Here is a 25,573-nt window from a genome sequence, read left to right as displayed (position 1 = left end):
TCACATGGGGACAGACTGCCCTCGGCTGATTTCCGGCGCAGCGTCAGTCAGGCAGGGCGCATCCCGGTTCGGTCAATGCGAATCCACTTCCGTCAGACGCAGGCTTCCCACCTCGCTCGACGCCAGGCTCCGGCCGGACGCATTGGCTGCAACCGGCCTGGAAACCAGCCGGCAGCGTTGGCCATCCGCCGGTGCGGCCTGCTTGCAATACGCGTCCACCACGGCGACCGTGTTCTGGGCGCCGTCGAGCAGCACAGCCGCAGAAATGGTGTCACCTTTACCCGACCCTAACCAGAACGGTGACTGGCGCGATCTTGGCGCCGCATGAAACACAACGGCGGGTGGTCAGCGGCAAGACGGGCACTCACTCCTCGGGATCACCGGGGAAGAGCAAGTGCGGGCCTATTGACTACGGACGGCGAAATGGTGACACCTTTACCGTTGGTACCCGTTGGGGGCCGACGCGCGTCAAGGTAGTTGTCGCCTGACTCATGCCGCCAATCGCTTACTTTGCGCCGCTCGATCGGAGCTGCCGCAGGTTGCCGCGAGCGCGTCGCGCTCGGGGTTCAGCGTGACCGGGCCGATCGGCGTCCAGTTGCGTGTCGCACCGCTCCAGCGATGCGGATGGCGCTGGCGGGCAATGTGATACAGCGCCGCGCGTGCCTGCAGCACACCGTGGTCGTCGCCGGCATGACGCTGCGCCGGGGCGACGAAGCGCAGCGCGCTGTGGCGGTGCTCGTGGTTGTACCAGTGCACGAAGCCAACCATCCATTGGCGCGCGGCATCCAGATCGGCGAAGCCTTCGGCAGGAAAGCCGGGACGGTATTTGGCGGTGCGGAACAGCGATTCGACGAAGGCGTTGTCGTCGCTGACGCGCGGGCGCGAGTACGACGGCGCGATGCCGAGCCAGTGCAGCATCGCCAGTACCGTGGTCGCCTTCAGGATCGCGCCGTTGTCGCCGTGCAGGACCGGCTTGGTCGCGGTCGCGTGCACGCCTTCGGCGAGCGCGGCGCGCTTGACCAGCTGCGCGGCGTGTTCGGCGCTCTCGGCCTCGTGCACCTCGTGACCGACGATCTTGCGGCTGTACAGATCAAGGATCAGGTACAGGTAGAACCAGCGTCCGTTCACGCGCGAGGGCAGCCAGGTCACGTCCCAGCACCAGACCTCGCCGGGGCCGTGCGCGGTGTGGGTGGTGGGCCGGCGCGCAGGCGCGGGTGCCTTGGCGCGGCCGCGATGCATGCTTTGCCCCTGCGCGCGCAGCACGCGATGGAAGGTCGATTCGCTGGCCAGATACACGCCTTCGTCGGCCAGCCGCGGCACGATCTGCGCTGGCGGCAGTGCGGCGAAACGCGGCTCGTTGGCCACGCGCAGCAGCTCAGTCCGCTCAGCCTCGCTCAGCGCGTGGGCGGGCCGCGGTCGCTCGGCATGCGGTCGGCGGTCGTCGCGTACCGTACCGCCGCCCTGTCGCCGCCAGCGCTGCAAGGTCCGCACATCAATGCCCGCCAGGGTACAGGCGCGATCCAGCCGGGCACCGGCCCGGTGCGCCTCGCCGATGCTTTCCACGATCTGCCGGCGATCTTCCAGGGCGGTCATTCGTCCCCGGGCAACGCCTATATCGGGACCAGAATGGGCAGACGATCTTTACAAGAATGACCGCTCGGAGTGGGGCATGGCTGTGGCGACGGGCCGCATGCAGATGCGCTCAGAGTGGGAGACGCCTCGGACGAAGATCACGCATGTGCTGGGAGGGGACAACTTTAAGATTCGTCACCTGATTGGTTACGAAAGTAGGGAGTTCAAACTCGCGGCGGAACAAGCCAAAGAGGCTGAGAAGAAGAGTCAGCTGTAAGCGGGGGCAGCGATGCGCTTGTGCAGCACCGTCGATGAGCTGGCGTTGTGGAGCTACATACAACGCCACCCGCAACGGTGGCGTTTTTTTGTCCACAATAGGTGGGAACAAAGCGTGACACACCAAGCGCCAGAAACAAAAAAAGCCCATAGAATCAGGGGCTTAAATGCTTTTCTGGCGGAGAGAGTGGGATTCGAACCCACGGTAGTGTTACCACTACGGCAGTTTTCAAGACTGCTGCCTTAAACCGCTCGGCCATCTCTCCATAACTTATTTCGCCAATCGTTCGGCCTGACGAAATCGGAAGGTTGCCCTTCGACTTCGCTGCGCTACGCTCAGGGCGAACGGTTGCGGGACGTGCAATGCGCGGGCTGCAATCCTATCAGGAACCCTTCTGCGAGGAACCGTTGCCGCCCTTCTTCGACAACGCCACCAGGCACCCCCCCAGGATCGCCACGGGAATCAGCGCGCCGAGCAGCGGGAACAGCAGCACCGGTTGTCGGACGACCATCGGTACGAGTTGGGTGGCGCTGGCGAAGGCGATGATGGCGAGGCGCCAGCGGCGGCTGTGGCGGGCGAACCAGAAGCTGGCGAGGACCAGCGCCAGCGCGACCACAGAGAGGCCGAGGTCGAGCGTGGGCAACTGCCATACGCTCTCGAAGCCGAGCCGGGTGCCGATCACCGAGGCCAGCACGATCAGCAGGAAGAAGCTGGTGTAGAACTCCACCCTGCCCCAGGTGCCGCGTGCGGGCATCGGTTCGTTCATGCGATGCGGTCCAGGCCGGCCATGTACGGGCGCAGCGCGGCGGGCACGGTGATCGAACCGTCGGCGTTCTGGTAGTTCTCCATCACCGCGATCAGGGTGCGCCCGATGGCGAGGCCGGAGCCGTTCAAGGTGTGCACGAGTTCGGGCTTGCCGGTGTCGGCGTTGCGCACGCGGGCCTGCAGGCGGCGCGCCTGGAAGTCTTCGCAGTTGGAGCAGCTGGAGATTTCGCGATAGGTCCGCTGGCTGGGCAGCCACACTTCGAGGTCGTAGGTCTTGACCGCGGTGAAGCCCATGTCGCCGCTGCACAACAGCATTTTACGGTACGGCAGGCCGAGTTTCTGCAGCACCTTCTCGGCGTGGCCGACCATTTCCTCCAGCTGCGCATGCGACTGCTCGGCACGGGCGATCTGCACCATCTCGACCTTCTCGAACTGGTGCTGGCGGATCATGCCGCGGGTATCGCGGCCGTAGCTGCCGGCCTCGGCACGGAAGCACAGCGTGTGCGCGGTCATGCGCAGCGGCAGCGCGTCGGCGTCCTGGATGGTGTCGCGCACCAGGTTGGTCAGCGAGACTTCGGCGGTGGGAATTAAGTACATCTCACGTGTAAGCAGGCCCATCAACACATAGTCGATCTCGCCGCTTAATTTCGACCATAAGTCATCATCAAGTGAGCCCTTCGCTGGCATGTTGAAGGATTTCAAATATTCGTTTATCCCGCAGAGCGCCGCGCTTCGGTCATCTGCACTCTTTGCATCAGAAATACTTTTAACTATCCGTCGCTGTTCCTCGCTGTAAGAAACACCCGTAACCATATGCCTTGGAAGCGCAAATAGATCCTCCTTGAACTTCGGCAGCTGGCCGGTGCCCTGCATGCTGTCGGCGTTGACGATCACCGGCACGTTGCATTCGAGGTAACCGTGCTCGGCGGTGTGCAGGTCGAGCATGAACTGGCCCAGCGCACGATGCAGGTGGGCGAGCTGGCCGCGCAGCACGGTGAAGCGCGCGCCGGACAGCTTGGCGCCGGCGTCGCCGTCGAGCCAGCCGTGGGGTTCGCCCAGTTCGACATGGTCTTTCACCTCGAACGCGAAATCGCGCGGCGTGCCCCAGCGGCTGACTTCGACGTTGTCGTGTTCGTCCTTGCCGATAGGCACCGACGCGTGCGGGATATTGGGGATGCCCAGCGCGATCCCGGCGAGCTTCGCCTGCACTTCCGTCAATGCCTGTTCGTTCGCCTTGAGCTTGTCGCCGATGCCGGCGACCTCGGCCATCAGCGGCGCCACGTCCTCGCCCTTGGTCTTGGCCTGGCCGATCGCCTTGGAGCGGGTGTTGCGCAGGTTCTGCAGTTCCTGCGTCTCCATCGCCAGCTGCTTGCGGCTGCTCTCCAGCGCTTCCACGGCGGCCACGTCCAGCGTGTAGCCACGGGTTTCGGCGAGGCGCGCGGCGGTTTCGGCGAGGCGCGAGCGCAGCAGGGCGGGATCCAGCATGATCAAAGTCCGGGTGAAGGCTTGAACCGTGAATTATCGCTGTCGGGTGGCTGTGGCCGCAATGCAGCACGTGACTGGCGTGGAGACTTCACTCGTCCCCTGCTACACGTCCCGTGAGGGGACTTCCTTCGGTCGCTGGGGAGGGAGCAGAGCCTCAGCCAGCCAACTCCCCTGCCCGCAGCTGGCGCTCCGCTCCTCCCCCTGCATCGCAGGGGGAGGCCGGGAGGGGGTTGCTCCGGGCTGGCAAGAAGATCAAGAGCTGGCCCCACCCCAACCCTCCCCTGCCTTGCAGGGGAGGGAGCGCGGTCAGCTGGCCAACTTGCGTTCGCTGCGGCCCAGCCACCAGGCCATCGCGGCGCCGGCGAGCAGCCAGCCGACGAGTTGCTCGACCAGCGCGGCCAGGGTGAAATCGAGCGGGAAGCGGTACCAGTTCCAGTACGGCACCATCGCGCACAGCCAGGTGAATACCGCCGCCGCGGCAGCCAGTGCCATGCGCCGGCGGAAGCCCAGCCCGGCCAGCCCCAGCACGAAGGCCAGCGCCAGCGCGGCGAGCGTGTCGGACGCCCACTGCCGGCCGATCTGCGGCCCCATCTGCATCATGTCCTCGCCCTGCGGCAGGTAGACCACGAAGGCATACGGCGATGTCGCCGCCTTTTCCGAGTACGCCTTGATCACCGCCTCGTCGCCCATCTTCTTGGGATCCAGCGACGGCAGGATGTAGATGCCGGGCTGGTTGCCGAGCCCTTCATGCAGGCTGCTCAAGACGGCGTTTTCGTTGGCCGGCAGTTGGATGCCCACATTGCCCAACCCCAGCGCCGTGTGCGCCGCCACGCCCCACAGGAACACCACGATGCCGCCGATCAGGCCCGCCACGAGTACGCGCATGGTTCACTCTCCCCGGTTGATGCGGCGAATCTATGCCGGACCGCGAGGCGGCAGCAAGGGTGCGCGCAGCAGCGCCGGAGGGCGTGGCGCAGCGGTGTCGTGCAAGAAGCATCGCCCGCGAGCGGGCCCCTACTTGCGGGCCTTGGCACGGGCGGCGCGCAGCGCCAGCAGCTTCTCGCGCAGCTGCAGTTCGAGGCCGCGTTCGACCGGCTCGTAGAACACGCTGCCGGCGAGCGCGTCGGGCAGGCATTGCTGGTCCAGCGCGATGCCGCCTTCGGCGTCGTGGTCGTACTGGTAGCCCTTGCCGTAGCCGAGGCCCTTCATCAATTTCGTCGGCGCGTTGCGCAAGTGCATCGGCACCTCCAGCGTGCCGCCCTCGCGCACCGCGTCGCGGGCCTTGTTGTAGGCCAGGTAGGCGGCGTTGCTCTTCGGCGCAATGGCCAGCCAGATCGCCAGCTGGGCCAGGCCCAGTTCGCCCTCGGGGCTGCCCAGGCGCTCGTAGGTATCCCACGCGTCCAGCGCCATGCGCCACGCACGCGGCTCGGCCAGGCCGACGTCTTCCACCGCCATGCGGGTCATGCGCCGGGCCAGGTACAGCGGGTCGACGCCGCCGTCGAGCATGCGGCACAGCCAGTACACCGCCGCATCGGGATCGGACGAGCGCACCGACTTGTGCAGCGCCGAGATCTGGTCGTAGAACTGCTCGCCCTGCTTGTCGAAGCGGCGGGTACGATCGGCCAGCACCTGGGCCAGGGTAGCCTCGTCGATGCGCCCGTCGGCGGCCAGTTCGGCGGCGATTTCCAGCAGGGTCAGCGCGCGCCGCACGTCACCGTCGGCGGCCTGGGCGATCGAGTCCAGCGCCTCGTCGCCCACCTGCAGCTGCAGCTCGCCGAGGCCGCGCTCGCCATCGGCCAGCGCGCGCTTCAGCGCGGCGACGATGTCGGCGGTGGAAACCGGCTCCAGCACGTGCACGCGGCAGCGCGACAGCAGCGCGGAGTTCAGCTCGAACGAGGGGTTCTCGGTGGTGGCGCCGATGAAGATGATCACGCCGCGCTCGATGTGCGGCAGGAACGCATCCTGCTGGGTCTTGTTGAAGCGGTGCACCTCGTCGACGAATAGCACGGTGCGCCGGCCCTGGGCGAAGTTCACCTCGGCCTCGGCCAGCGCCTTGCGCACGTCCGGCAGGCCGGACAGCACCGCCGAGATCGCGCGGAAATCCGCATCGGCGTAGCGCGCCACCAGCAGCGCCAGCGTGGTCTTGCCGCAGCCGGGCGGACCCCACAACACCATCGAGTGGATCTTGCCGGCCTCCAGCGCGCGGCGCAGCGCCTTGTCCGGGCCGACCAGCCGCTGCTGGCCGACGATCTCGTCCAGGCTGCGCGGGCGCATGCGTTCGGCCAGCGGCTTGAGCGCATCGGGTTCGGCGAACAGAGCGGGGGTGGATGGTGAGACGGGACGGGGCATACAGGAATGATACGGCATGCCCTGCGTACCCGATTCCGGCCGATGGAGCCTGATCCTCCGTTCAGGCCGTTCGCCGCTGACGCATCATCGACGGCCCGCCGCAGTGGCCGGAGGCCTTCACCGGGCTCGGACGCGCGAACTCCCGGATGCCGGCGCGGCCGTTTCGGCAGCGCCTTCCCCGGCGTGCCAAGGGCGTCCTGAGCGCTGCTCGATGTAATCCCGGATCAGCCGGCGCACGACCTGCGACGGGGTGGCGTCTTCCCCGGCGCACAACCGCTCGAAAACGGCCTTCTTGCGGGGATCGATCAGGATGGTGAGGCGGGCAGTGCGATTTTCCGTTGGCATAAGCGTCTCATCAGTCTTACACTGGAAACAACTCCAATGATAATACAATTATCATGAAATCGGCGCAGACACCGACGTTCACCTCCCAGCAGATCACCCATGGCATGCCGGACTCGGGAGCATGGCTGCGGTGAATGCACTGGCAACTGCCACGCCGCTGGCCGTGCTGCTGGAACTGGTCGCCGCATGGCTGCTGGTGGGGGTGCTCGGCTTGGCCCGGCCCCACCGGATCGCCTGGGTCGCCCGCCTCCTGTTTCCGTTGGGCGCATTGGTGGCGCTCGCCGTCGCCGGCATGGGCGCTTTGGCGCTGAGCGCGGATTTCGCGATGCAGAGCGCCGTGCTGCCGCTGGGGCTGCCGGACCTGCCGTTCCACGTACGGCTTGATGCACTGTCGGGCTTCTTCCTGCTGCTGCTGGGCAGCGTGGGCGCTGGCATCTCGATCTTCGCCGCCGGCTATTTCCGGCAAGGCGAAGGCACGGCACCGGGCCTGCTCTGCCTGCAGTACCACGTGTTTTTGGCCAGCATGGCGATGGTCATCCTGGCCGACGACGCGTACCTGTTCATGGTGGCCTGGGAAACCATGGCACTGAGTTCGTACTTCCTGGTCACCACCCAGCACCGGTTGCCGGAGATCCGGCGCGCCGGCTTCCTGTACCTGCTGATGGCGCACGTGGGTGCACTGGCGCTGCTGCTGTGCTTCGGCGTGCTGCATGGCGGCAGCTGGCTGATGACGTTTGATTCGATGCGTGCGGCCACCCTGTCGCCGGCCTGGGCCGCGGCGGCCTTCCTGCTGGCCTTGTTCGGTTTCGGTGCCAAGGCGGGCCTGGTGCCCTTGCATGTGTGGCTGCCGGAAGCCCACCCGGCCGCGCCATCACCGGTGTCCGCGATGATGAGTGGCTTGATGCTCAAGGTGGCGGTCTACGGCATGTTGCGGATCAGTTTCGATCTGCTCCACGCCGGCCCATGGTGGTGGGGCATGCTGACGCTGGCAGTGGGACTGGTCACGGCGCTGTTCGGTGCGGTGTTCGCTGCCGTACAGACCGACATGAAGCGGTTGCTGGCCTATTCCTCCATCGAGAACATCGGCCTGATCTTCGCCGCGCTTGGCTTGGCGCTGCTGTGCTACGCGTTCAACATGCGCCCGCTGGCGGCGTTGGCACTCACCGCGGCGTTGCTGCACGCACTCAATCATGCACTGTTCAAGAGCCTGCTGTTTCTCGCCACCGGCTCGGTTCTGCACGCCACCAACGAGCGCAGCCTGGGCAAACTCGGCGGGCTGATCCGGCGGATGCCATGGGTCGCCACGCTGGCCCTCGTCGGCACCCTGTCCCTCGCCGGGTTGCCACCGCTCAATGGTTTCGTTTCCGAATGGCTGCTGCTGCAGGCATTCTTGTCCACGCCGTCCATCCCGCATGCGTTCATCAACATGATCGTGCCACTGGGCGCAGCGGTGGTGGCACTCACCGCCGCGCTGGCCGGCTACGTGATGGTCAAATTCTACGGTGTCATATTTCTAGGCCAGCCACGCGAACCCTCACTGATGCAGGCCCACGATGCGGGCTGGCTCGAACGGGTGGGGCTGGCCTGGTTGGCGTTGGGCTGCATCCTCATTGGCGTGTTCCCGCAAGCCGCGCTGGATGCCATCGCTGGCGTGACCCAGACCCTGCTCGGCACCGTGATCCAGCGCGGTCCGGCGCCATGGTGGATCGCTCCGGTGGCGCAGGCGCAGGCTTCTTACAGTGGCCTGTGGCTGCTGTTGGGCATGGCCGGCGTGATCGCGGTGATGTTCGTGCTGGTACGGCGGATGTACCACGGTCGTGTGCGCCGGGTGTCACCATGGAATTGCGGTTACCCCGAGCTGACCCCGCGCATGCAGGACACCGCCGAAGGATTCGGTCAGCCGATCCGGCACATGTTCGGGCCGTTTTTTCGCATCGAGCGCGAAGTGCCTTCGCCGGATGATCAGCTCCCGCGTTACCGCATCCAGATCGATGACCGCTTCTGGCATGGGCTCTATCTTCCGCTGGCCCGCATCGTCGGCTGGCTGGCCGATGCGCTGTCCGTGCTGCAGCGTGGCCGTCTGGCCATCTATCTGCTGTACAGCTTCCTGACTTTGATCGTATTGCTGGTGTTCGTCCTGTGAACGCACTCGCACTCGTCAGCCAGCTCGGCGGTGTGGTACTGGCCGTGGCACTGGCGCCGCTGTTGGCCGGCTGGGTAGCACAATGCCGGGCCTGGCTGCAGAATCGGTCGGCCCCTCCCCTGCTGCTCCCCTACCGCACCTTGCGCAAGCTGTTCCGCAAGGATGCGGCGCTGGCCACGCAGGCCTCACCCTTGTTCCGCACCGCGCCCTACGCCGTGTTCGGCGCCATGGTCACGGCGGCGGCGATCATTCCCTCGGTAACCACCGACCTGCCCCTCGCCAGGGTGGCCGATGCCATCGCATTGGTCGGCCTGTTCGCGACGGCACGCGTGTTCATCGCCCTGGCGGCGATGGATATCGGCACGGTCTTCGGCAGCATGGGCGCGCGACGCGAAATGATGATCGGATTTCTCGCTGAGCCGGCGTTGCTGATGGTGTTGTTCAACGCGTTCCTGATGTTTGGCAGCACGGCGCTGCCGACCATCGTGAAAGGCACGCTGGACGCCGATGGGTTGACGTTGCATCCGAGTCTGGCCTTCGCCGGCGTCGCTTTCGTGATGGTGTTGCTGGCCGAGAACGCCCGCATTCCGATCGACAACCCCGGCACGCACCTTGAAGTGACCATGATCCATGAGTCCATGGTGCTGGAATATTCCGCGCGCCATCTGGCCCTCATCGAATGGGCGTCCTGGTTGAAGCTGTTCAACTATGCGTGCATCGGTTTCACGCTGTTCGTGCCTTGGGGCATCGCGCCGCACACGGCCGGCCCATTGGGTTTGTTGCTTGCCATCGTGTGGTTGCTGGCCAAGCTGGCCGTCGCCGGCGCGGTGTTGGCGGTGATTGAAACGGTCTCGGCCAAGCTGCGCATCTTCCGGGCGCCGGAGTTCCTGAGCATGGCGTTCCTGCTCGCCGTGCTGGGCCTGCTCGTTCATCTACTGCTGCAATCCTGAATGATGCCTCCACTCAACCTCGCCACCCAGTTGCTGCATGTGCTCGCCGCCGGCCTGCTGATGATCTCGTTCGCCATGCTCGCACAGCGGCGGACACGGCGGCTGATCGTGCTGCTGGCCTGGCAGGGTGTGGTGCTGACCGCCTCCACGCTGCTGGTCGCTGTCACAGCGCACTTGCAGCATCTGTATTACTCCGCCGCGCTGACCCTGATCGAAAAGGTCTGGCTGATGCCGTGGATCCTGCTGCGGCTGATGCGTCGCCTGGGCATCGAGGGCGACAGCGATCCGCTGGTGAACATTCCCACCCTGATGCTGGTTGGGCTGGGTCTGGTGATCTTCGCGTTCGGGCTGGCCCAGCCGATCAGTTCGCTGGCCACCACGGTCACCCGACAGACGCTTGGCATTGCGATGGCGGTGATCCTGCTGGCCTTCCTGATGATGATTGCCCGACACAAGGCGGTGACCCAGGTGATCGGTTTCCTGGCGATGGAGAACGGCTTGTTCTTCGCCGCCACCAGCACGACCTACGGCATGCCGATGGTGATCGAGCTGGGGATTGCGCTCGATCTGCTGGTCGGCGTGTTCATTTTCGGCATCTTCTTCTTCCAGATTCGCGAGCAGTTCGACAGCCTCGACCTGCATCAGCTCGAAGCACTCAAGGAGGACTGACGTGGAGCTTGCGTGGGTGCTGGGTACTCCATTGTTCGGTGCGATCGTGCTGGCCGTGCTCGGTGCGCGGCGCTCCGCCGCCGAACTCAACGTCGTGATCAGCCTGGCGACGTTGATCGCCGCCGCGGCGCTGGTACTCAGGATCATCGGCCACGGCTCGATGACCGTGGCCCACGAGCAGTTCTTCGTCGATCCGTTCAACGTGTTCCTGATCGCGCTGACCGCGCTGATCGGCTTCACCACGGCGGTGTTTTCGCGCCCCTACATGCGTATCGAACAGGATCACGGTCGACTCAACACGCACCGCCTGCGGCTCTATCACAGCATGTACCAGCTGTTCATGGCCGCCATGCTGGTGGCACTGTCGACCAACAACATGGGGCTGCTGTGGGTCGCGATGGAGGCGGCGACGCTGTCGACCGTGCTGCTGGTGTCGTTGTACCGCACTCGCGCCAGCATCGAGGCGGCCTGGAAATATTTCATCCTGTGCGGCGTCGGTATCGCGCTGGCGCTGTTTGGCACGATCCTGTTGTACTTCGCGGCAGAGCGGCTGCTCGGTGGCGAGGGCATGAAAGCGCTGTTGTGGACCCACCTCAACGCGGTGAAAGGGCAGCTCGATCCGACGGTGATCGGGCTCGCGTTCGTCTTTCTGCTGGTCGGCTACGGCACCAAGGTCGGTCTCGCCCCCCTGCACAACTGGCTGCCCGACGCCCATGCGGAAGGTCCCACGCCGGTCTCGGCGGTGTTGTCGGGGCTGCTGCTCAACGTGGCGATGTACGCTGTGGTCCGTTGCAAGATCCTTGCGGCCGGCGCGATGCACTCGGCGCTGCCCGGACGCATGCTGATGGTGTTCGGTTTGCTCTCGACGGTGCTGGCGGCGTTCCTGCTGTGGCGTCAACGCGACATCAAGCGCCTGTTTGGCTACTCCTCGATCGAGCACATGGGCATCATCACGTTTGCGTTCGGCATGGGCGGGCCGCTGGCAAATTTCGCCGCACTGCTGCACATGACGGTGCACTCGTTGACCAAGTCGGCGATCTTCTTCGCCGCCGGCCATGCCTCGCAGATCGCGGGCACCCAGCGCATTGATGGCATCCGCGGCCTGCTGGCGGTGAGTCCCACCGTCGGCTGGGGATTGATGCTGGGCTCGCTGGCGATCCTCGGCACGCCGCCGTTCGGCGTATTCACCAGTGAATACATGGTCTTGATCACGGCCATGCGCGACCACCCGTGGGCGACACCGTTCCTGCTCGTCGCGCTGGCCGTGGCATTCGCCGCGATCTTCTTCAAGGTGCAGCCGATGGTGTTCGGCGAAACGGATGCACAGCGCCTGCCGCACCCGCCTGCACTGGTGCCGGTGTTTGTGCACCTGTCGATCGTGCTGATGCTCGGCCTGTACATACCGCCCGCCCTGGCCCAATGGTATCGGCTCGCCGCGAGCCTGATCGGATGAATCCCATGTGGCCTGACTTTCTCGACACCGAATGTGCGGCCTTGCCCTCCAACGTGGCGGCCTGCCGCGTACAGGTCGATGCCACTCGCTGGTGCGCGGCCGCGGACGCGATGCGCGAAGCCGGTGCGGACCTGCTGTCGCTGTGGGGCAGCGATGATCGTGACCGCGACCGGTGCCTGCGCGTGCACGCGGCCTACCTGCTGCGCGATCGGGTGGTCGTGGTGGAGCACGCGATGCCCGCCAGCCAGGCAATCTACCCCTCGCTGGCCACACGCTTTCCGGTGGCCGGGCGGCTGCAGCGCGCAACCTACGACCTGCTCGGCATCCGCGCCGACGCTGGCGATACGCGGCCGTGGCTGCGCCACGGCGGCTGGCCGGAGGATGTGTTCCCGCTGCGCCGCGACGTCGCGGCGACCCAGACCTGGCCAGTGACCAGCAGCCCGTATCCCTTCATCCCGGTCAGCGGCGACGGCGTGCACGAGATGACCGCCGGTCCGGTGCATGCCGGCACCATCGAGCCGGGGCGTTTCCAGCTGGCCGTGGTCGGCGAAAAGGTGCTGCGCCTGGAGGTTCGCCTCGGTTACACGCACAAGGGCATCGCCAAACGCTTCGAGGCGCAGGCCCAGCGCGACGCCCACCGTCTGGCCGCCCATATCTGCGGCGATTCGACGGTGGCTTTCAGCTGGGCGTATTGCGCCGCGCTGGAATCGATCACCGCCAGCAGACCTTCGCCGCGCGCCCTCGTCCTGCGTGCACTGGCGCTCGAACGCGAGCGCATCGCCAATCATCTGGGCGATCTCGGCGGACTGGCCAACGATGCCGGCTTTGCCTTCGGCCAGACCCAGTTCTCCAGCCTGAAAGAGCAGCTTTTGCGGCACAACGCGGAGCTGTTTGGCCAGCGCTACCTGTTTGACTTTGTGGTACCCGGCGGCGTCGCCCGCGACCTGCCGGCACGCGCGCTGCCGGGCATGCTCGACGAGATCGCGGCACTGGAACACGCGGTAGGCGACCTGCGTGGAATCTACGCTCGACACGCGGGCCTGCAGGATCGTTTCCTCGGTGCCGGCCGATTGACCCCCGCCCAGGCTGCCGCATTGGGTGCGATCGGCCTGGCCGGGCGTGCCTCCGGCGTCGCCCGCGACCTGCGCGTGGACCTGCCATGGTCGCCGTACGATCACTCGTCGCCGACGTTGGCCACGAGCACCGAAGGCGATGTGGCGGCGCGCGTGCAGGTACGCTTCGAGGAGACGCTGGAATCACTGCGACTGTGCCGGCAATGGCTGCAGGCGCTGCCAGCCGGTGAGCGGGTCTGCGACGTGCCGGTGGCGCCCGCCGGCCAGCTCGGCATCGGCCTGATCGAAGGCTGGCGCGGTCCGGTCATGCTGGCGCTGGAAACCGGCCCCGCCGGTGGCATCCGGCGCTGCCGCGCGCATGATCCCTCGTGGCAGAACTGGCCGCTGCTCGAAGTCGCCATTCTGGGCAACATCGTGGCGGACTTCCCGCTGATCAACAAATCCTTCAACCTTTCCTACAGCGGACACGACGGGTAAGCGCGCATGTTCGATATCCTGTCACGCATTCGTCGAACCGGCCGCCTGAGCGAACCGTATCCGGTGCCGGGTACTGACGAGACGGCGTCAACCGCGATCCAGCGCGAGCTGCACGCCGTGTTCGGGCGCGCCTTGTGCATTCGCCATGTCGACGCCGGCTCCTGCAATGGTTGCGAGCTCGAAATCCACGCGCTGAGCAACGCGTACTACAACCTGCAAGGCGCCGGCATCCGGTTTGTAGCCAGTCCACGCCATGCCGATCTGCTGCTGGTCACCGGACCGGTCTCGGTCAATATGGAAGACGCACTCAGGCAAACCTACGAAGCGACGCCCGATCCCAAGTGGGTGCTCGCCGTGGGGGACTGCGCGGCCTGCGGCGGCCTGTTCGGCGCCAACTATGCGACCCGGGGGCCGGTCAGTGCCGTCATCCCGGTGGATGCCGTGGTTACCGGCTGCCCGCCCGAGCCACTGGCGATCATGCGCGGCCTGCTGCAGATAACCAGCAAGCGGCCGGCATGACTTCTCCGCGCTACCCGGTCAGCGGCCTCATGCGTAATCGGTGAGCGCGAAGATACCCTGCTCGCGCACCGGAAACGGCCAGCTGGCTCCGCTCGTCCGCACAGATCATGCGGCTGGCGCATCAGTCCTTCAGTGGCTGCACGTCGATCACCGGCGCGTCGCCGATCACGTCGGCGCCCTTCGGCGGCACGAAGTTGAAGGTGGCCGGCGGGATCGGCGCGTTGCGCTGCCAGCCGGAGAAGCGGATCTCGGTGGTGGAGCCGAGCTGGTCGCGGAAGGTCATGCGGGCCAGGCCGTTGGCGTCGAAGCCGAGGTCGGCATGGTCGAACTGCGGATCCTTGCCGGTGGAGCTGAGCCGCAGCCAGGCCAGGCCGTCGTGCTCGCCCTGCTCGACCACCTTGAAGTCCTTGTCCATCTGCTTGAGGTCGGTCAGCACGGTGAGCGGGCTGTGCGCCTCCTCGCTGCTCTGGATGCGCACGGTAACCTGCTCCAGCTCCGGGTCGTACATCCACACCCGGCTGCCGTCGGCCACGATGGTCTGCTTGTACGGCGCCAGCGTGTCCCAGCGGAACTGGCGCGGTGCCTGCAGCGCCAGCGTGCCGGAGCTGTTCTTGCTGGTGTGCCCGTTGATGTCGGTCAGGGTCTGGCTGAAATGGCCGGTCAGCGAGTGCAGGCCGGTGGCGAACGCATCCAGCCGCGCACGCGCCGGGCCTGGGGCGGCCTGCGCCACGGCGCCCAGCGACAGCGCCAGCATGACGGCGGGCAGGACAAGCATGAAACGTTTCATCGGATTTCCCGAAACATGACGGTGTAATGAATTGTGGACAGCTCCGGCTTAACCGAACCGTAGGGCCGGCACTGCCCGTCGCTTTGCTCCGTCGCCATGGTGAGCGACGGCCGGCGGGCAGTGCCCGCCCTACGGCATCGGATTCAGTTTTTGGGTGGTGGCGGCGCCAGCACCTCGCGGTTGCCGTTGTGCTGCGGGGCGCTGACCACGCCGTCCTGCTCCATCTGTTCGATCAGCCGCGCGGCGCGGTTGTAGCCGATGCGCAGGTGCCTTTGCACGCCCGAGATCGAGGCGCGCCGGGTCTGGGTGACGATGGCCACGGCCTTGTCGTAGAGCTGCGCTTCGGCGTCGCCGCCTTCCTCGCCCTCCTGCGGCAGGCCGGCGTCGTTGATGAACTTGCCGTCGCCGGTGGCCTGGACTTCCTCCAGCACGCCCTCGACATACTGGGGCGCGCCCTGCGCCTTCAGCCACGCCACCACGTGGTGCACCTCGTGGTCGTCGACGAAGGCGCCGTGCACGCGTTCGGGCGTGGCGGTGCCGGGCGGCAGGTACAGCATGTCGCCATGGCCGAGCAGGGTCTCGGCACCGGACTGGTCGAGAATCGTGCGCGAGTCGATCTTGCTGGACACCTGGAACGCGATGCGGGTGGGAATGTTCGCCTTGATCAGGCCGGTGATCACGTCCACCGACGGCCGCTGGGTGGCCAGGATCAGGTGCACACCGGCGGCGCGCGCCTTCTGCGCCAAGCGGGCGATCAGCTCCTCCACCTTCTTGCCGACGATCATCATCATGTCGGCGAATTCGTCGATGAACACCACGATGTACGGCAGCGGTTCCAGCGGCTCCGCAGCGAGGTTCGGCATCTCCGGGTTGGGACGGAACAGCGGGTCCAGCAGCGGCTGGCCGGCGTTCTCGGCGTCCTTCACCTTCTTGTTGAAGCCGGCCAGGTTGCGCACGCCCACCGCCGCCATCAGCTTGTAGCGACGCTCCATCTCGGCCACGCACCAGCGCAGCGCGTTGGCGGCTTCCTTCATGTCGGTGACCACCGGCGCCAGCAGGTGCGGGATGCCCTCGTACACCGAGAGCTCCAGCATCTTCGGGTCGATCATGATCATCCGCACGTCTTTCGGGCTGGCCTTGTACAGCAGGCTCAGCACCATCGCATTGACCGCCACCGACTTGCCCGAGCCCGTGGTGCCGGCCACCAGCAGGTGCGGCATCTTGCCCAGGTCGACTACCACCGGCTTGCCGCCGATGTCCTTGCCCAGCGCCAGCGACAGCGGCGACTTCGCCTGGTCGTACTTGTCCGAACGCAGGATCTCGGAGAGGTACACGATCTGCTTGTGGGTGTTGGGGATCTCCAGCCCGATCACGTTCTTGCCGGGGATCACGTCGACCACGCGCACGCTGACCACCGACAGGCCGCGCGCGATGTCCTTGTCCAGGCTGGACACCTGCGAGCCGCGGATGCCCGGCGCCGGCTCCATCTCGAAGCGGGTGATCACCGGGCCCGGATAGGCGCCGACCACCTTCACGTCGATCTTGAAGTCCTTCAGCTTGAACTCGACCTGGCGCGAGAGCACCTCCAGGGTTTCCTCGGAGTAGCCCGGCCCCTGCGGCGGCGCCTCGTCCAGCAGCGACAGCGGCGGCAGTTCGCCCGGCGCGGCCGCGCCGGTGAACAGCGGGATCTGGGTTTCCAGCCGTGCCCGCTCGCTCTTGGTCACCGGCGCCGGCGCAGCCTCGATGCGCACCGGCTCGCGCTTGGCCTGGCGCACCGCGTCGGCCTTCTTGACCACCTCGCGCTCGGTGCGCGCCTGCCGCGCGGCCAGCGCCTGCGGCGCCTCGCGAAGCTTGGCCTTGAGCCAGTCGATCAGTTTCAACACGCCCTGCCCGGTCCAGTCCATCAGCTTGAACCAGGACAGCCCGGTGGCCAGGGTCACCGCGACCAGGAACAGCGCCAGCAGCAGCAGCGGCGCCCCCTTGTCGCCGAACGCGCCGAGCAGGGCGCTGCCCACCCACACGCCGATAATCCCGCCCACGCCCTGCGGCAGCACCGGCTCGTCATGGAAATTGAGGTACAGCAGCGCCGGGCCGGTGATGAAGAAGAACACGAAGCCGATCAGGCGCAGCGCTGGCTCCCACGGATGCACCACCTGTTCGCCGCGCTGGCGCAACACCTGCACGCCCAGCAACAGCAGCAGCAGCGGGAAGCAGTAGGCGACCAGGCCGAAGATCCAGCGCAGCAGGTCGGCGATGTAGGCGCCCACGGTGCCGCCGAAATTGCGCGCATGTTCCAGTTGGCCGGCGTTCGTCCAGCTGGGGTCGTGCGGGTTGTAGCTGAACAGGCATACCAGCAGGTACAGCGCCAGCGGCAGCAGCAACAGGGCACCGGCTTCACGCAGCCGGCGCTTCACCTCCTCGCTGAGGCCCTCCTTCGGTTGTTGCTTGACGTTTGAGCTGCGCGCCACCCTGGGTGCCCCCTTCCTGCCTGCCAAGGGTTAGAGCATACCTTGCAGCGCAGGATGCACCAGCTTGCCGTCATCGACATTGATGCCGCTGTTCAGTGGAGCGAACCGGCGCCACTCGTTGCCCGCGGCCAGACGCTGCACGTACGGCAGGATCGCGGCGGAAATCGCCAGCGACGAGGTCTGCGGCACCGCGCCCGGCATGTTGGTCACGCAGAAGTGGGTGACGCCATGGACCTCATAGGTGGGTTCCTTCCAACTGGTCGGATGCGAGGTCTCGAAGCAGCCGCCCTGGTCGATCGCGATATCCACCAGCACGCTGCCCGGCTCCATCGTCCGGACCATCGCCTCGCTGACCACGTGCGGCGCCCGGGCGCTGGGGATCAGCACCGCGCCGACCACGATGTCGGCGTCGCGCACTTCCTCGGCCACCGACGATTCGTAGGCGTACAGCGCGGTGACGTTCGGGCCCATCGCCATCATCTCGGCCAGGCGGTCGTGGCGCTTGTCGAACACCACCACGTTGGCGCCGGCGGCCGCGGCCAGCGCCGCGGCGTTGCCGCCGGCGGCGCCCGCGCCGAGCACCACCACCTTGCCGCGCGGGGTTGACGCCATGCCGCCGAGCAGCTTGCCCTTGCCGCCCTGCGGGCGATGCAGCAGCGTGGTGCCGAGCTGGGTGGCGATGCGGCCGGCGATCACCGACATCGGCAGCAGCAGCGGCAGCAGGCCGTTCTCGGTCACCGACTCGAACGCCACCGCGGTGAGGCCGATGTCGAGCAGGTGGCGGGTCAGCCCGGGTTCGGCGGCCAGGTGCAGGTAGCAGAACAGCAGGTGGCGCTTCTGCAGCAGCGCCAGGTCGCCGGCGATCGGCTCCTTCACCTTGACGATCAGCTCGCCGGCCCCGTACAGCGCGGCGGCGTCCGCCACCACCGTGATCCCTTCCCTGGCGTAGGCCTCGTCGGCGAAGCCGCTTTTCAGGCCGGCGCCGGACTGGATGAACACTTCATGGCCGCGGCGCACCAGGTCGGCGGCGGCAGCGGGAATGAGCGCGACGCGCCCTTCCATCGTCTTGGTTTCGCAGGGAATGCCGATGCGCATGGGATAAGGAGTCCTGTGGGAGGTTGAACCCATCGCGCCATCGACGCGGTCGTGCCGCCGATCTGCCGATGCCTTGAATCGGTGCCGCGTATTCCCCATTCTTCCGGGGTCGTGCGCTCCGTCGTCATCATCCGCTGCTGCCCGAAGAGAAACCGCCGCAGGGATCGGAGCGAATAGCCACTCAAGTCACCAGAAAACCCGAAGGATTATAAACATGACCGTCGCCCCCAAACACAGCCGCCTGCTGATCCTCGGCTCCGGCCCCGCCGGCTACACCGCCGCGGTGTACGCCGCGCGCGCCAACCTCAAGCCGACCATGATCACCGGCCTGCAGCAGGGCGGCCAGCTGATGACCACCACCGACGTGGACAACTGGCCGGGCGACGTCGAAGGCCTGCAGGGCCCGGCGCTGATGCAGCGCATGGCCGAGCACGCCGAGCGCTTCCACACCGAGATGATCTTCGACCACATCCACACGGTGGACCTTAAGCAGCGCCCGTTCCGGCTCAAGGGCGACTCCGGCGAATACACCGCCGACGCGCTGATCATCGCCACCGGCGCCACCGCCAAGTACCTCGGCATCGAGAGCGAGGAGAAATACAAGGGCAAGGGCGTGTCCGCCTGCGCCACCTGCGACGGCTTCTTCTTCCGCGACCAGGACGTGGTGGTGATCGGCGGCGGCAACACCGCGGTCGAGGAGGCGCTGTACCTGGCCAACATCGGCCGCAAGGTCTACCTGGTGCACCGCCGCGACAAGCTGCGCGCCGAGAAGATCATGCAGGACAAGCTGTTCGAGAAGGCCGCCGCCGGCAAGATCGAGCTGGTCTGGAACCACAGCATCGACGAGGTGCTCGGCGACGACTCCGGCGTCACCGGCGTGCGCGTGAAGGACGTCAACTCCGGCGCCACCCGCGACATCGCCGCCACCGGCTTCTTCGTGGCAATCGGCCACACGCCGAACACCGGCATCTTCGAAGGCCAGCTCGACATGCACGACGGCTACATCAGGATCCACAGCGGCCAGCACGGCATGGCCACGATGACCTCGGTGCCCGGCGTGTTCGCCGCCGGCGACGTGGCCGACCACATCTACCGCCAGGCGGTCACCTCGGCCGGCTTCGGCTGCATGGCCGCGCTGGATGCCGAACGCTGGCTGGACAAGCAGACGCCGGCGGGGTGACCGGTGTAGGAGCCCGCTAGCGGGCGATGCTCTCGATCGAGAACCGGAAAAGCATCGCCCGCTAGCGGGCTCCTACAAGCCACGCCATGCACGAGATCCGCTTCCACGATGCGATCGCCGGGCTGCCAGCCGCGGAGTGGGATGCCCTGCGCGCCGAGGCGAACCCGTTCGTGTCGCACGCGTTCCTGGACGCGCTGGAACGCAGCGGCTGCATCCGCCCCGACTGGGGCTGGCAGGCGCACCACCTGGGCTTGTATGAAAGTGGCCGGCTGCTGGCCGCCGCGCCGCTGTACCTGAAGGGCAACTCGCACGGCGAGTTCGTGTTCGACTGGGGCTGGGCGCGCGCATGGGAGCGCGCCGGCGGCACCTACTACCCGAAGCTGCTCAACGGCGTGCCCTACTCGCCCGTGCCCGGCCCGCGCCTGCTCGCCGGCAGCGGCGCACGCACGCCGCCACTGCAGCGCGCGCTGGTCGATGCCATGCGCGGCGAAGCCGCGCGGCTCGGTCTGTCGTCGGTGCATGCGAACTTCCTGCAACCCGCCGAACTGGCCGCATTCGGCGACGACTGGCTCATCCGCTCGGACGTGCAGTTCCACTGGCACAACCGCGGCTACCGCGACTTCCCGGACTTCCTCGCCGCGCTCAACCACAAGAAGCGCAAGAACATCCTGCATGAGCGCCGCCAGGTCGTGGCCAGCGGGCTGGCCATCGAATGGCGCAGCGGCGACACGCTCAGCGGCGACGAGTGGCGGCAGGTGCATGCGCTGTATGCGGCCACCTTTGATATGAAGGGCAACCACGCGGCGCTGACCGTGGCGTTCTTCCGCCGGCTCGGCGAACTGGAAGCGACCGCGCAGCTGGCGCTGGCCCGCGACGGCGACGCCATCTTGGCGATGGCGCTGTTCGTGCAGGGTGGCGGCACGCTGTACGGCCGCTACTGGGGCGCGGCAGTCGACGTGCCCGGCCTGCACTTCGAGCTGTGCTACTACCGCGGTATCGAATACGCGATCGCGCAGCGGCTGGCGCGTTTCGAACCCGGCGCGCAGGGCGAGCACAAGCTGGCGCGCGGCTTCCTGCCGGTGCGCACGCATTCGCGCCACTACCTGCCGAATCCGGACTTCCGTGCCGCGGTGGCCGCGGCGCTTGCCAGCGAGGCCGAAGCGGTCGACGCTTATGCCGCCGAGCTGCAGGGCCACAGCCCCTACGCCGATCACGGCCACCCGGAACGATGATGCACCTGCCGCTGCTGGATCCCGACGATCCGGATCGCTTTCCCGATCCGGGCTGCGCGCTGGCTGAGCCGAACGGCCTGCTCGCGTTCGGCGGCGACCTGTCGCCGCGGCGGTTGCTGGCGGCGTACCGGCAAGGCATCTTCCCGTGGTACGGCGAGGGCGAACCGATCCTGTGGTGGTCGCCCGACCCGCGCTGCCTGTTTTCTACAGCGACGCTGCGGATCAACCGCAGCCTGCGCCGCCAGCTCGCCGGCAAACGCTGGCGGCTGAGCCTCGACCATGCCTTCGAGCAGGTGGTCCGCGCCTGCGCCGCGCCGCGCACCCGCGACAGCGGCACCTGGCTGGTGCCGGCGATGATCGACGCCTACGTGCGGCTGCACAAGCTGGGCCATGCGCACAGCGTCGAGGTGTGGGACGGCGAACGGCTGGTCGGCGGCATCTACGGCGTGGCGGTCGGCCGGCTGTTCTGCGGCGAGTCGATGTTCAGCGCCGAGAGCGGCGGCTCGAAGCTGGCCCTGGTCGCGCTGGCGCGGCTGCTGCACGCGATGGATTTCCCGCTGCTCGACGCCCAGGTCAGCAATGCGCACACGCTTGGCCTCGGCGCCGTCGAGATGCCGCGCGGGCAGTTCCTGCAGGAAGTCGCCCGACTCGGCCGGCTGGCGGGACCGGACGGCAGCTGGGCCGGCCTCACCCCGCGGCTGATCCAGCCCTGCGCCGGCCACTGACCTCAGCGAGCAAGTGCCTTGAGCTCGTCGTAGTTTTCCAGGAACAGCGCCACCAGGTCCGGATCGAGCTGGCTGCCGGCGGCGGCGCGCAGGTACTCCAGCACGTCCGCCTCCGGCCACGCCGGCTTGTACACGCGCGCGGTGATCAGCGCGTCCCATATATCCACCACGCTGAAAATGCGCGCGGCCAGCGGAATCGCCTCGCCGCGCAGGCCCTGGGGGTAGCCGCTGCCGTCCCAGCGTTCGTGGTGGCTGTGCGGGATGTCGCTGGCCCCGCGCAGGAAATCCACCTGCTGCATCAGCTCGTAGCCTAGCCGCGGGTGCTGGCGCACCACCGCCATCTCGTCGTCGTCCAGCCTGCCCGGCTTGACCAGTACCGCGTCCGGCAAGCCCAGTTTGCCGATGTCGTGCAGCAACGCGCCGAAGCTCAGGTTGCGCAGCGCCTCGCCATGCACGCCGGCCAGCCGCGCCAGGCCCGTGGCCATGCGCATCACCCGGTCCGAGTGGTCGCCCGTCTCGCGGTGGCGGACGTCCATGGCCGACACCAGCGCACCCAGCGTCTGCCGGTGGCCTTCCAGCAGGGTCCGGTTGGCAGCCTCCAGCCGGTGCAGGTCGCGGCCGGTCATCCAGTACAGCAGCGCGCCGGTGGTCAGCACGAACACGATGCCCTTGACGCTCTGCAGGAAGGACAGCTCGGCCTGCCCCTGCACCAGCAGGTCCAGCGCGCGGTCGGAGAGCCAGATCCACAGCGTGGACACCAGCACGTAGACCGAGGCCGTACGGAACGGTGGGCTGATCGTCACTCGCGTGGCTCCGGCGATGCGTCAGGCCTGCGGCTGCAGGCCGCGCGCAGTGTGTAGTAGCGTGAACGCAAAGGCTGTGACCCGTGCCTCAGCCGGCGCGCGCCGCATACTTGCGGGCCACGTAGTCGTCCAGGATGCCCACGAACTCGTTTGCGATGTTGTCGCCGCGCAGGGTCATCGCCTTCTCGCCATCGATGAACACCGGTGCTGCCGGCGCCTCGCCGTTGCCGGGCAGCGAGATGCCGATGTTGGCGTGCTTGGACTCGCCCGGGCCGTTGACGATGCAGCCCATCACCGCCAGGGTGAGGTTCTCCACGCCGTCGTACTTGATGCGCCACACCGGCATCTGTTCGCGCACATGTTCCTGCACGGTCTTGGCCAGCTCCTGGAAGAACTCGCTGGTGGTGCGGCCGCAGCCCGGGCAGGCGGTGACCAGCGGCGTGAACGAGCGCAGCCCCATGGTCTGCAGCAGCTCCTGCGCCACGATCACCTCGCCGGTGCGCGAAGCGCCCGGTTCCGGCGTGAGTGAGATGCGGATGGTGTCGCCGATGCCTTCCTGCAGCAGCACCGCCAGCGCGGCGCTGGACGCGGTGATGCCCTTGGAACCCATGCCGGCCTCGGTGAGTCCCAGGTGCAGCGCGTAGTCGCAGCGCGCGGCGAGGTCGCGGTACACCGCGATCAGCTCCTGCACGCCGGACACCTTGCACGACAGGATGATGCGCTCGCGCGGCAGGCCGATCTTCTCGGCCAGCGCGGCCGAATCCAGCGCCGAGCGGATCAGCGCCTCGCGCGCCACGTGCGAGGCGTCCCACGGATCGGCGCGATGGGCGTTCTCGTCCATCAGCGCGGTGAGCATGCCCTGGTCCAGCGAACCCCAGTTCGCGCCGATGCGCACCGGCTTGCCGTACTGGATCGCCTTCTCGATGATCGCGCCGAACTGGCTGTCCCTCTTCTTGCCGAAGCCGACGTTGCCGGGGTTGATGCGGTACTTCGCCAGCGCCTCGGCGCAGGCCGGCTCGCGCTCCAGCAGCTGGTGGCCGTTGTAGTGGAAGTCGCCCACGATCGGCACGTCCACGCCCATCATCGCCAGCCGCTCGGCGATCCGCGGCACCGCGGCGGCGGCGGCCGGCGTGTTCACCGTGATGCGCACCAGCTCGGAGCCGGCGCGGGCCAGTTCGGCGATCTGCTTCGCGGTGCTGGCCGGGTCCTCGGTGTCGGTGTTGGTCATCGACTGCACCACCACCGGCGCGCCGCCCCCCACCTTCACCTTGCCGATCTGCACGGCCACGCTGGGCCGGCGGAGCGCCGGCGCGGCCGGACGCGGTTTCTGTGCAGCGATCTCACTCATGGAATCAACCGGAATGCAGGCCGCGACGGCTCGCAGCGATGCAACAAGGATACCCGATCGTGCCTGTCCTCCTGTGACAAATCGGCGCACGCCGGCACCGCCGGGACATGCACCGGATCAGGCCGCTCCGGCAGCAGCGAGGGCGTCGCCATGAAATGCCTGCACAATCCCTCGACGCGCCGTTCGGCAGTATCGGGCGGCCGCCCGCAGGGGGGGCCGCCGCAGGGGATGGAGGCGGATTGCCGCAGCCGCTTGATCGAAGTCATGATGGCGATCCATGCTTCGCGCCAGAATGCGCTGATATCTTCCCGGGGAAGCCCATGCCGAACACCGAGTATTACAACGACAAGGTCGTGCGCCAGTTCCTGCTGGCCGCGGCCGTGTGGGGCATCATCGGCATGTCGGTCGGCGTCTACGCCGCCGCCGAACTGATGTGGCCCGCGCTGAATTTCGACATCCCCTGGCTGACCTTCAGCCGCATCCGCCCCGACCACACGTTCGGCGTGATCTTCGCCTTCGGCGGCTCGGCGCTGATGGGCACCTGCTATTACGTGGTACAGCGCACCGGCCACGCACGGCTGGCCTTCAAGAACCTGGCCGCCTTCACGTTCTGGGGCTGGCAGCTGGTCTGCGTGCTGGCGATGACCACGATGCCGCTGGGCATCACCCAGAGTAAGGAATACGCCGAGCCGGAATGGTTCGTCGACATCCTGATCGCGGTGGTGTGGGTGAGCTTCGGCGTGGTGTTCTTCGGCAGCCTGGCGCGCCGGCGCATCAAGCACATCTACGTGGCGAACTGGTACTACGGCGCGTTCATCATCGCGGTGGGCCTGCTGCACATCGTCAACAACCTCGCCCTGCCGGTGTCGATGACCAAGTCCTACCCGATCTACTCCGGCGTGGTCGACGCGATGGTGCAGTGGTGGTACGGCCACAACGCGGTGGCGTTCTTCCTCACCGCCGGCTTCCTCGGCATGATGTACTACTTCGTGCCGCGCCAGGCGCAGCAACCGCTGTGGAGCTACCGCTTCTCGATCGTCAATTTCTGGGCGCTGATCTCGGTCTACATGTGGGCCGGCTCGCACCACCTGATGTACACCGCGCTGCCCGACTGGGTGCAGTCGGTCGGCATGGCGTTCTCGCTGGTGCTGCTGATGCCCAGCTGGGGCTCGGCGGCGAACGGCCTGCTCACCTTCAACGGCTCCTGGTACAGGCTGAAGAGCGACCCCGCCGCGAAGTTCATGGTGATGTCGCTGGTGTTCTACGCCGCCGCCACCTTCGAAGGCTCGATGATGGCGATCAAGACGGTGAATTCGCTGTCGCACTACACCGACTGGACGATCGCCCACGTGCATTCCGGCTCGCTGGGCTGGGTGGCGATGATCACCATCGGTTCGCTGTACGCAATGGCGCCGCGCGCCCTGGGCCGCCCGGAGATGTATTCGCACAAGGGTATGGAAGTGCATTTCTGGCTGCACATGATGGGTACCCTGCTGTACGTGGGCGCGATGTGGACCGCCGGCGTCACCGAGGGCCTGATGTGGCGCGCCACCCAGCCCGACGGCGCGCTCACCTACGGCTTCCTGGACAGCCTGATCGCGATCAAGCCGATGTACCTGATCCGCTGGATGGGCGGCGTGCTGATCCTGTCGGGCATGGTGGTGATGGCGTGGAACCTGTGGCACACCGCGGCGGATGCGCGGGCGCGGCTGATCAAGCCGATCCCGGTGCCGGTGCCCGAACCGGCGCCGCACCAGGTACCGGCCCCCCTGCCCGCCGCCGGTTGAGGGAGCCGACTGATGCGCTCGTCCATGATCGCCGCTTCGATCAAGTCCCTCTTGCGTGGCGGCAAGCCGGC

The 25,573-nt window shown here is 67.1% G+C and carries 22 protein-coding genes, 1 tRNA gene and 1 pseudogene; 11 read left to right on the top strand and 13 right to left on the bottom strand.

What is annotated here, in order from left to right; genetic code table 11:
* Nucleotides 1-489: 489 nt before the first annotated feature.
* Nucleotides 490-1,611, bottom strand: a pseudogene (locus tag RHOFW104R8_RS16260) (IS3 family transposase); the annotation flags it as partial.
* 58 nt (nt 1,612-1,669) lie between these two features.
* Here RHOFW104R8_RS16260 and RHOFW104R8_RS16255 point away from each other — a divergent pair.
* On the top strand, nt 1,670-1,849 hold the full coding sequence (locus RHOFW104R8_RS16255; protein WP_068096419.1) for a hypothetical protein: 180 nt from the start codon (nt 1,670-1,672) through the stop codon (nt 1,847-1,849).
* A gap of 175 nt (nt 1,850-2,024) precedes the next feature.
* Here RHOFW104R8_RS16255 and RHOFW104R8_RS16250 read toward each other — a convergent pair.
* The 6 genes from RHOFW104R8_RS16250 to RHOFW104R8_RS17125 all read right to left on the bottom strand — a co-directional run bounded on the left by RHOFW104R8_RS16250 (nt 2,025) and on the right by RHOFW104R8_RS17125 (nt 6,793).
* Nucleotides 2,025-2,114 (bottom strand) — tRNA-Ser (locus tag RHOFW104R8_RS16250).
* A 117-nt stretch (nt 2,115-2,231) separates the two neighbouring features.
* On the bottom strand, nt 2,232-2,615 hold the full coding sequence (locus tag RHOFW104R8_RS16245) for an LrgA (RefSeq protein ID WP_068096420.1): 384 nt from the start codon (nt 2,613-2,615) through the stop codon (nt 2,232-2,234).
* Entirely contained in the window at nt 2,612-4,099 is a 1,488-nt protein-coding gene (gene serS, locus RHOFW104R8_RS17925; RefSeq protein ID WP_068096473.1) for a serine--tRNA ligase, read from the bottom strand. The genes RHOFW104R8_RS16245 and serS overlap by 4 nt, the downstream gene beginning before the upstream one ends.
* A 306-nt stretch (nt 4,100-4,405) precedes the next feature.
* Nucleotides 4,406-4,984, bottom strand: a complete 579-nt coding sequence (locus RHOFW104R8_RS16235) for a hypothetical protein (RefSeq protein WP_068096422.1) — start codon at nt 4,982-4,984, stop codon at nt 4,406-4,408.
* Nucleotides 4,985-5,113: 129 nt separating this feature from the next.
* The gene (locus RHOFW104R8_RS16230; RefSeq protein ID WP_068096424.1) at nt 5,114-6,448 is read right to left on the bottom strand and encodes a replication-associated recombination protein A; all 1,335 of its coding nucleotides are present in this window, start codon (nt 6,446-6,448) and stop codon (nt 5,114-5,116) included.
* Nucleotides 6,449-6,565: 117 nt separating this feature from the next.
* Nucleotides 6,566-6,793, bottom strand: coding sequence for a CopG family transcriptional regulator (locus RHOFW104R8_RS17125; RefSeq protein ID WP_082823673.1), 228 nt, complete (start codon nt 6,791-6,793; stop codon nt 6,566-6,568).
* A gap of 121 nt (nt 6,794-6,914) precedes the next feature.
* Here RHOFW104R8_RS17125 and hyfB point away from each other — a divergent pair, with 121 nt between their 5' ends.
* From hyfB to RHOFW104R8_RS16200, 6 genes are read left to right on the top strand one after another with little or no spacing between them, the layout of a single operon-like run.
* Nucleotides 6,915-8,936 (top strand): hydrogenase 4 subunit B, encoded by a 2,022-nt coding sequence (hyfB, locus tag RHOFW104R8_RS16225; protein ID WP_068096425.1) that lies wholly within the window; start codon nt 6,915-6,917, stop codon nt 8,934-8,936.
* The gene (locus RHOFW104R8_RS16220) at nt 8,933-9,886 is read left to right on the top strand and encodes a respiratory chain complex I subunit 1 family protein (RefSeq protein WP_068096426.1); all 954 of its coding nucleotides are present in this window, start codon (nt 8,933-8,935) and stop codon (nt 9,884-9,886) included. The genes hyfB and RHOFW104R8_RS16220 overlap by 4 nt, the downstream gene beginning before the upstream one ends.
* The gene (locus tag RHOFW104R8_RS16215; RefSeq protein ID WP_007508097.1) at nt 9,887-10,555 is read left to right on the top strand and encodes a formate hydrogenlyase; all 669 of its coding nucleotides are present in this window, start codon (nt 9,887-9,889) and stop codon (nt 10,553-10,555) included.
* A gap of 1 nt (nt 10,556) precedes the next feature.
* A complete protein-coding gene (locus RHOFW104R8_RS16210) occupies nt 10,557-12,008 on the top strand; it encodes a hydrogenase 4 subunit F (RefSeq protein ID WP_068096427.1) in 1,452 nt (483 codons plus the stop codon).
* Between the two features lie 5 nt (nt 12,009-12,013).
* Entirely contained in the window at nt 12,014-13,558 is a 1,545-nt protein-coding gene (locus tag RHOFW104R8_RS16205; protein ID WP_235604208.1) for an NADH-quinone oxidoreductase subunit C, read from the top strand.
* A gap of 6 nt (nt 13,559-13,564) precedes the next feature.
* Nucleotides 13,565-14,077: an NADH-quinone oxidoreductase subunit B family protein gene (locus RHOFW104R8_RS16200; protein ID WP_068096429.1), complete on the top strand. Its 513-nt coding sequence runs from the start codon at nt 13,565-13,567 to the stop codon at nt 14,075-14,077.
* A 121-nt stretch (nt 14,078-14,198) separates the two neighbouring features.
* Here the strand turns inward: RHOFW104R8_RS16200 and lolA are convergent, their stop codons facing one another.
* The 3 genes from lolA to ald all read right to left on the bottom strand — a co-directional run bounded on the left by lolA (nt 14,199) and on the right by ald (nt 18,427).
* The gene (lolA, locus tag RHOFW104R8_RS16195; protein WP_068096431.1) at nt 14,199-14,864 is read right to left on the bottom strand and encodes an outer membrane lipoprotein chaperone LolA; all 666 of its coding nucleotides are present in this window, start codon (nt 14,862-14,864) and stop codon (nt 14,199-14,201) included.
* Nucleotides 14,865-15,007: 143 nt separating this feature from the next.
* Nucleotides 15,008-17,332, bottom strand: coding sequence for a DNA translocase FtsK (locus tag RHOFW104R8_RS16190; RefSeq protein ID WP_068096433.1), 2,325 nt, complete (start codon nt 17,330-17,332; stop codon nt 15,008-15,010).
* Nucleotides 17,333-17,362: 30 nt separating this feature from the next.
* Nucleotides 17,363-18,427: an alanine dehydrogenase gene (gene ald, locus RHOFW104R8_RS16185; RefSeq protein ID WP_068096434.1), complete on the bottom strand. Its 1,065-nt coding sequence runs from the start codon at nt 18,425-18,427 to the stop codon at nt 17,363-17,365.
* Nucleotides 18,428-18,641: 214 nt separating this feature from the next.
* Between ald and trxB the strand changes: the two genes are divergently transcribed.
* From trxB to aat, 3 genes are all read left to right on the top strand, one after another.
* Nucleotides 18,642-19,607, top strand: coding sequence for a thioredoxin-disulfide reductase (trxB, locus tag RHOFW104R8_RS16180; protein ID WP_068096436.1), 966 nt, complete (start codon nt 18,642-18,644; stop codon nt 19,605-19,607).
* 86 nt (nt 19,608-19,693) lie between these two features.
* Nucleotides 19,694-20,839 carry a GNAT family N-acetyltransferase gene (locus tag RHOFW104R8_RS16175; protein WP_068096440.1) on the top strand — a complete coding sequence of 382 codons (1,146 nt, stop codon included), beginning with the start codon at nt 19,694-19,696 and terminating at the stop codon, nt 20,837-20,839.
* Nucleotides 20,836-21,564: a leucyl/phenylalanyl-tRNA--protein transferase gene (gene aat / locus RHOFW104R8_RS16170; protein ID WP_068096444.1), complete on the top strand. Its 729-nt coding sequence runs from the start codon at nt 20,836-20,838 to the stop codon at nt 21,562-21,564. The genes RHOFW104R8_RS16175 and aat overlap by 4 nt, the downstream gene beginning before the upstream one ends.
* A gap of 2 nt (nt 21,565-21,566) precedes the next feature.
* Here the strand turns inward: aat and RHOFW104R8_RS16165 are convergent, their stop codons facing one another.
* From RHOFW104R8_RS16165 to RHOFW104R8_RS17530, 3 genes are all read right to left on the bottom strand, one after another.
* Nucleotides 21,567-22,367, bottom strand: a complete 801-nt coding sequence (locus RHOFW104R8_RS16165; protein WP_068096445.1) for an HD-GYP domain-containing protein — start codon at nt 22,365-22,367, stop codon at nt 21,567-21,569.
* 88 nt (nt 22,368-22,455) lie between these two features.
* Nucleotides 22,456-23,715 (bottom strand): flavodoxin-dependent (E)-4-hydroxy-3-methylbut-2-enyl-diphosphate synthase, encoded by a 1,260-nt coding sequence (ispG, locus tag RHOFW104R8_RS16160; RefSeq protein ID WP_068096446.1) that lies wholly within the window; start codon nt 23,713-23,715, stop codon nt 22,456-22,458.
* On the bottom strand, nt 23,712-23,981 hold the full coding sequence (locus RHOFW104R8_RS17530; RefSeq protein ID WP_153021751.1) for a hypothetical protein: 270 nt from the start codon (nt 23,979-23,981) through the stop codon (nt 23,712-23,714). Before RHOFW104R8_RS17530 ends, ispG begins: the two co-directional genes overlap by 4 nt.
* Before the next feature lie 54 nt (nt 23,982-24,035).
* On the opposite strand from RHOFW104R8_RS17530, the gene ccoN reads away from it, so the two are divergent.
* On the top strand, nt 24,036-25,502 hold the full coding sequence (ccoN, locus tag RHOFW104R8_RS16155; protein WP_068096448.1) for a cytochrome-c oxidase, cbb3-type subunit I: 1,467 nt from the start codon (nt 24,036-24,038) through the stop codon (nt 25,500-25,502).
* Nucleotides 25,503-25,573: the final 71 nt, after the last annotated feature.

It is taken from the genome of Rhodanobacter sp. FW104-R8, assembly GCF_001617365.1.
In the GTDB taxonomy this organism is placed as follows: Bacteria; Pseudomonadota; Gammaproteobacteria; order Xanthomonadales; family Rhodanobacteraceae; genus Rhodanobacter.
Note: the sequence above shows the minus strand (reverse complement) of the source record. Positions and strands in the feature narration are given on the sequence as shown.

Coding starts and splice junctions, on each gene's coding strand:
- RHOFW104R8_RS16255 (WP_068096419.1), top strand. CDS start 1,670: ATGGCTGTGGCGACGGGCCGCATGCAGATGCGCTCAGAGTGGGAGACG.
- RHOFW104R8_RS16245 (WP_068096420.1), bottom strand. CDS start 2,615: ATGAACGAACCGATGCCCGCACGCGGCACCTGGGGCAGGGTGGAGTTC.
- serS (WP_068096473.1), bottom strand. CDS start 4,099: ATGCTGGATCCCGCCCTGCTGCGCTCGCGCCTCGCCGAAACCGCCGCG.
- RHOFW104R8_RS16235 (WP_068096422.1), bottom strand. CDS start 4,984: ATGCGCGTACTCGTGGCGGGCCTGATCGGCGGCATCGTGGTGTTCCTG.
- RHOFW104R8_RS16230 (WP_068096424.1), bottom strand. CDS start 6,448: ATGCCCCGTCCCGTCTCACCATCCACCCCCGCTCTGTTCGCCGAACCC.
- RHOFW104R8_RS17125 (WP_082823673.1), bottom strand. CDS start 6,793: ATGCCAACGGAAAATCGCACTGCCCGCCTCACCATCCTGATCGATCCC.
- hyfB (WP_068096425.1), top strand. CDS start 6,915: ATGGCTGCGGTGAATGCACTGGCAACTGCCACGCCGCTGGCCGTGCTG.
- RHOFW104R8_RS16215 (WP_007508097.1), top strand. CDS start 9,887: ATGATGCCTCCACTCAACCTCGCCACCCAGTTGCTGCATGTGCTCGCC.
- RHOFW104R8_RS16205 (WP_235604208.1), top strand. CDS start 12,014: ATGTGGCCTGACTTTCTCGACACCGAATGTGCGGCCTTGCCCTCCAAC.
- RHOFW104R8_RS16200 (WP_068096429.1), top strand. CDS start 13,565: ATGTTCGATATCCTGTCACGCATTCGTCGAACCGGCCGCCTGAGCGAA.
- lolA (WP_068096431.1), bottom strand. CDS start 14,864: ATGAAACGTTTCATGCTTGTCCTGCCCGCCGTCATGCTGGCGCTGTCG.
- ald (WP_068096434.1), bottom strand. CDS start 18,427: ATGCGCATCGGCATTCCCTGCGAAACCAAGACGATGGAAGGGCGCGTC.
- trxB (WP_068096436.1), top strand. CDS start 18,642: ATGACCGTCGCCCCCAAACACAGCCGCCTGCTGATCCTCGGCTCCGGC.
- RHOFW104R8_RS16175 (WP_068096440.1), top strand. CDS start 19,694: ATGCACGAGATCCGCTTCCACGATGCGATCGCCGGGCTGCCAGCCGCG.
- aat (WP_068096444.1), top strand. CDS start 20,836: ATGATGCACCTGCCGCTGCTGGATCCCGACGATCCGGATCGCTTTCCC.
- ispG (WP_068096446.1), bottom strand. CDS start 23,715: ATGAGTGAGATCGCTGCACAGAAACCGCGTCCGGCCGCGCCGGCGCTC.
- RHOFW104R8_RS17530 (WP_153021751.1), bottom strand. CDS start 23,981: ATGACTTCGATCAAGCGGCTGCGGCAATCCGCCTCCATCCCCTGCGGC.
- ccoN (WP_068096448.1), top strand. CDS start 24,036: ATGCCGAACACCGAGTATTACAACGACAAGGTCGTGCGCCAGTTCCTG.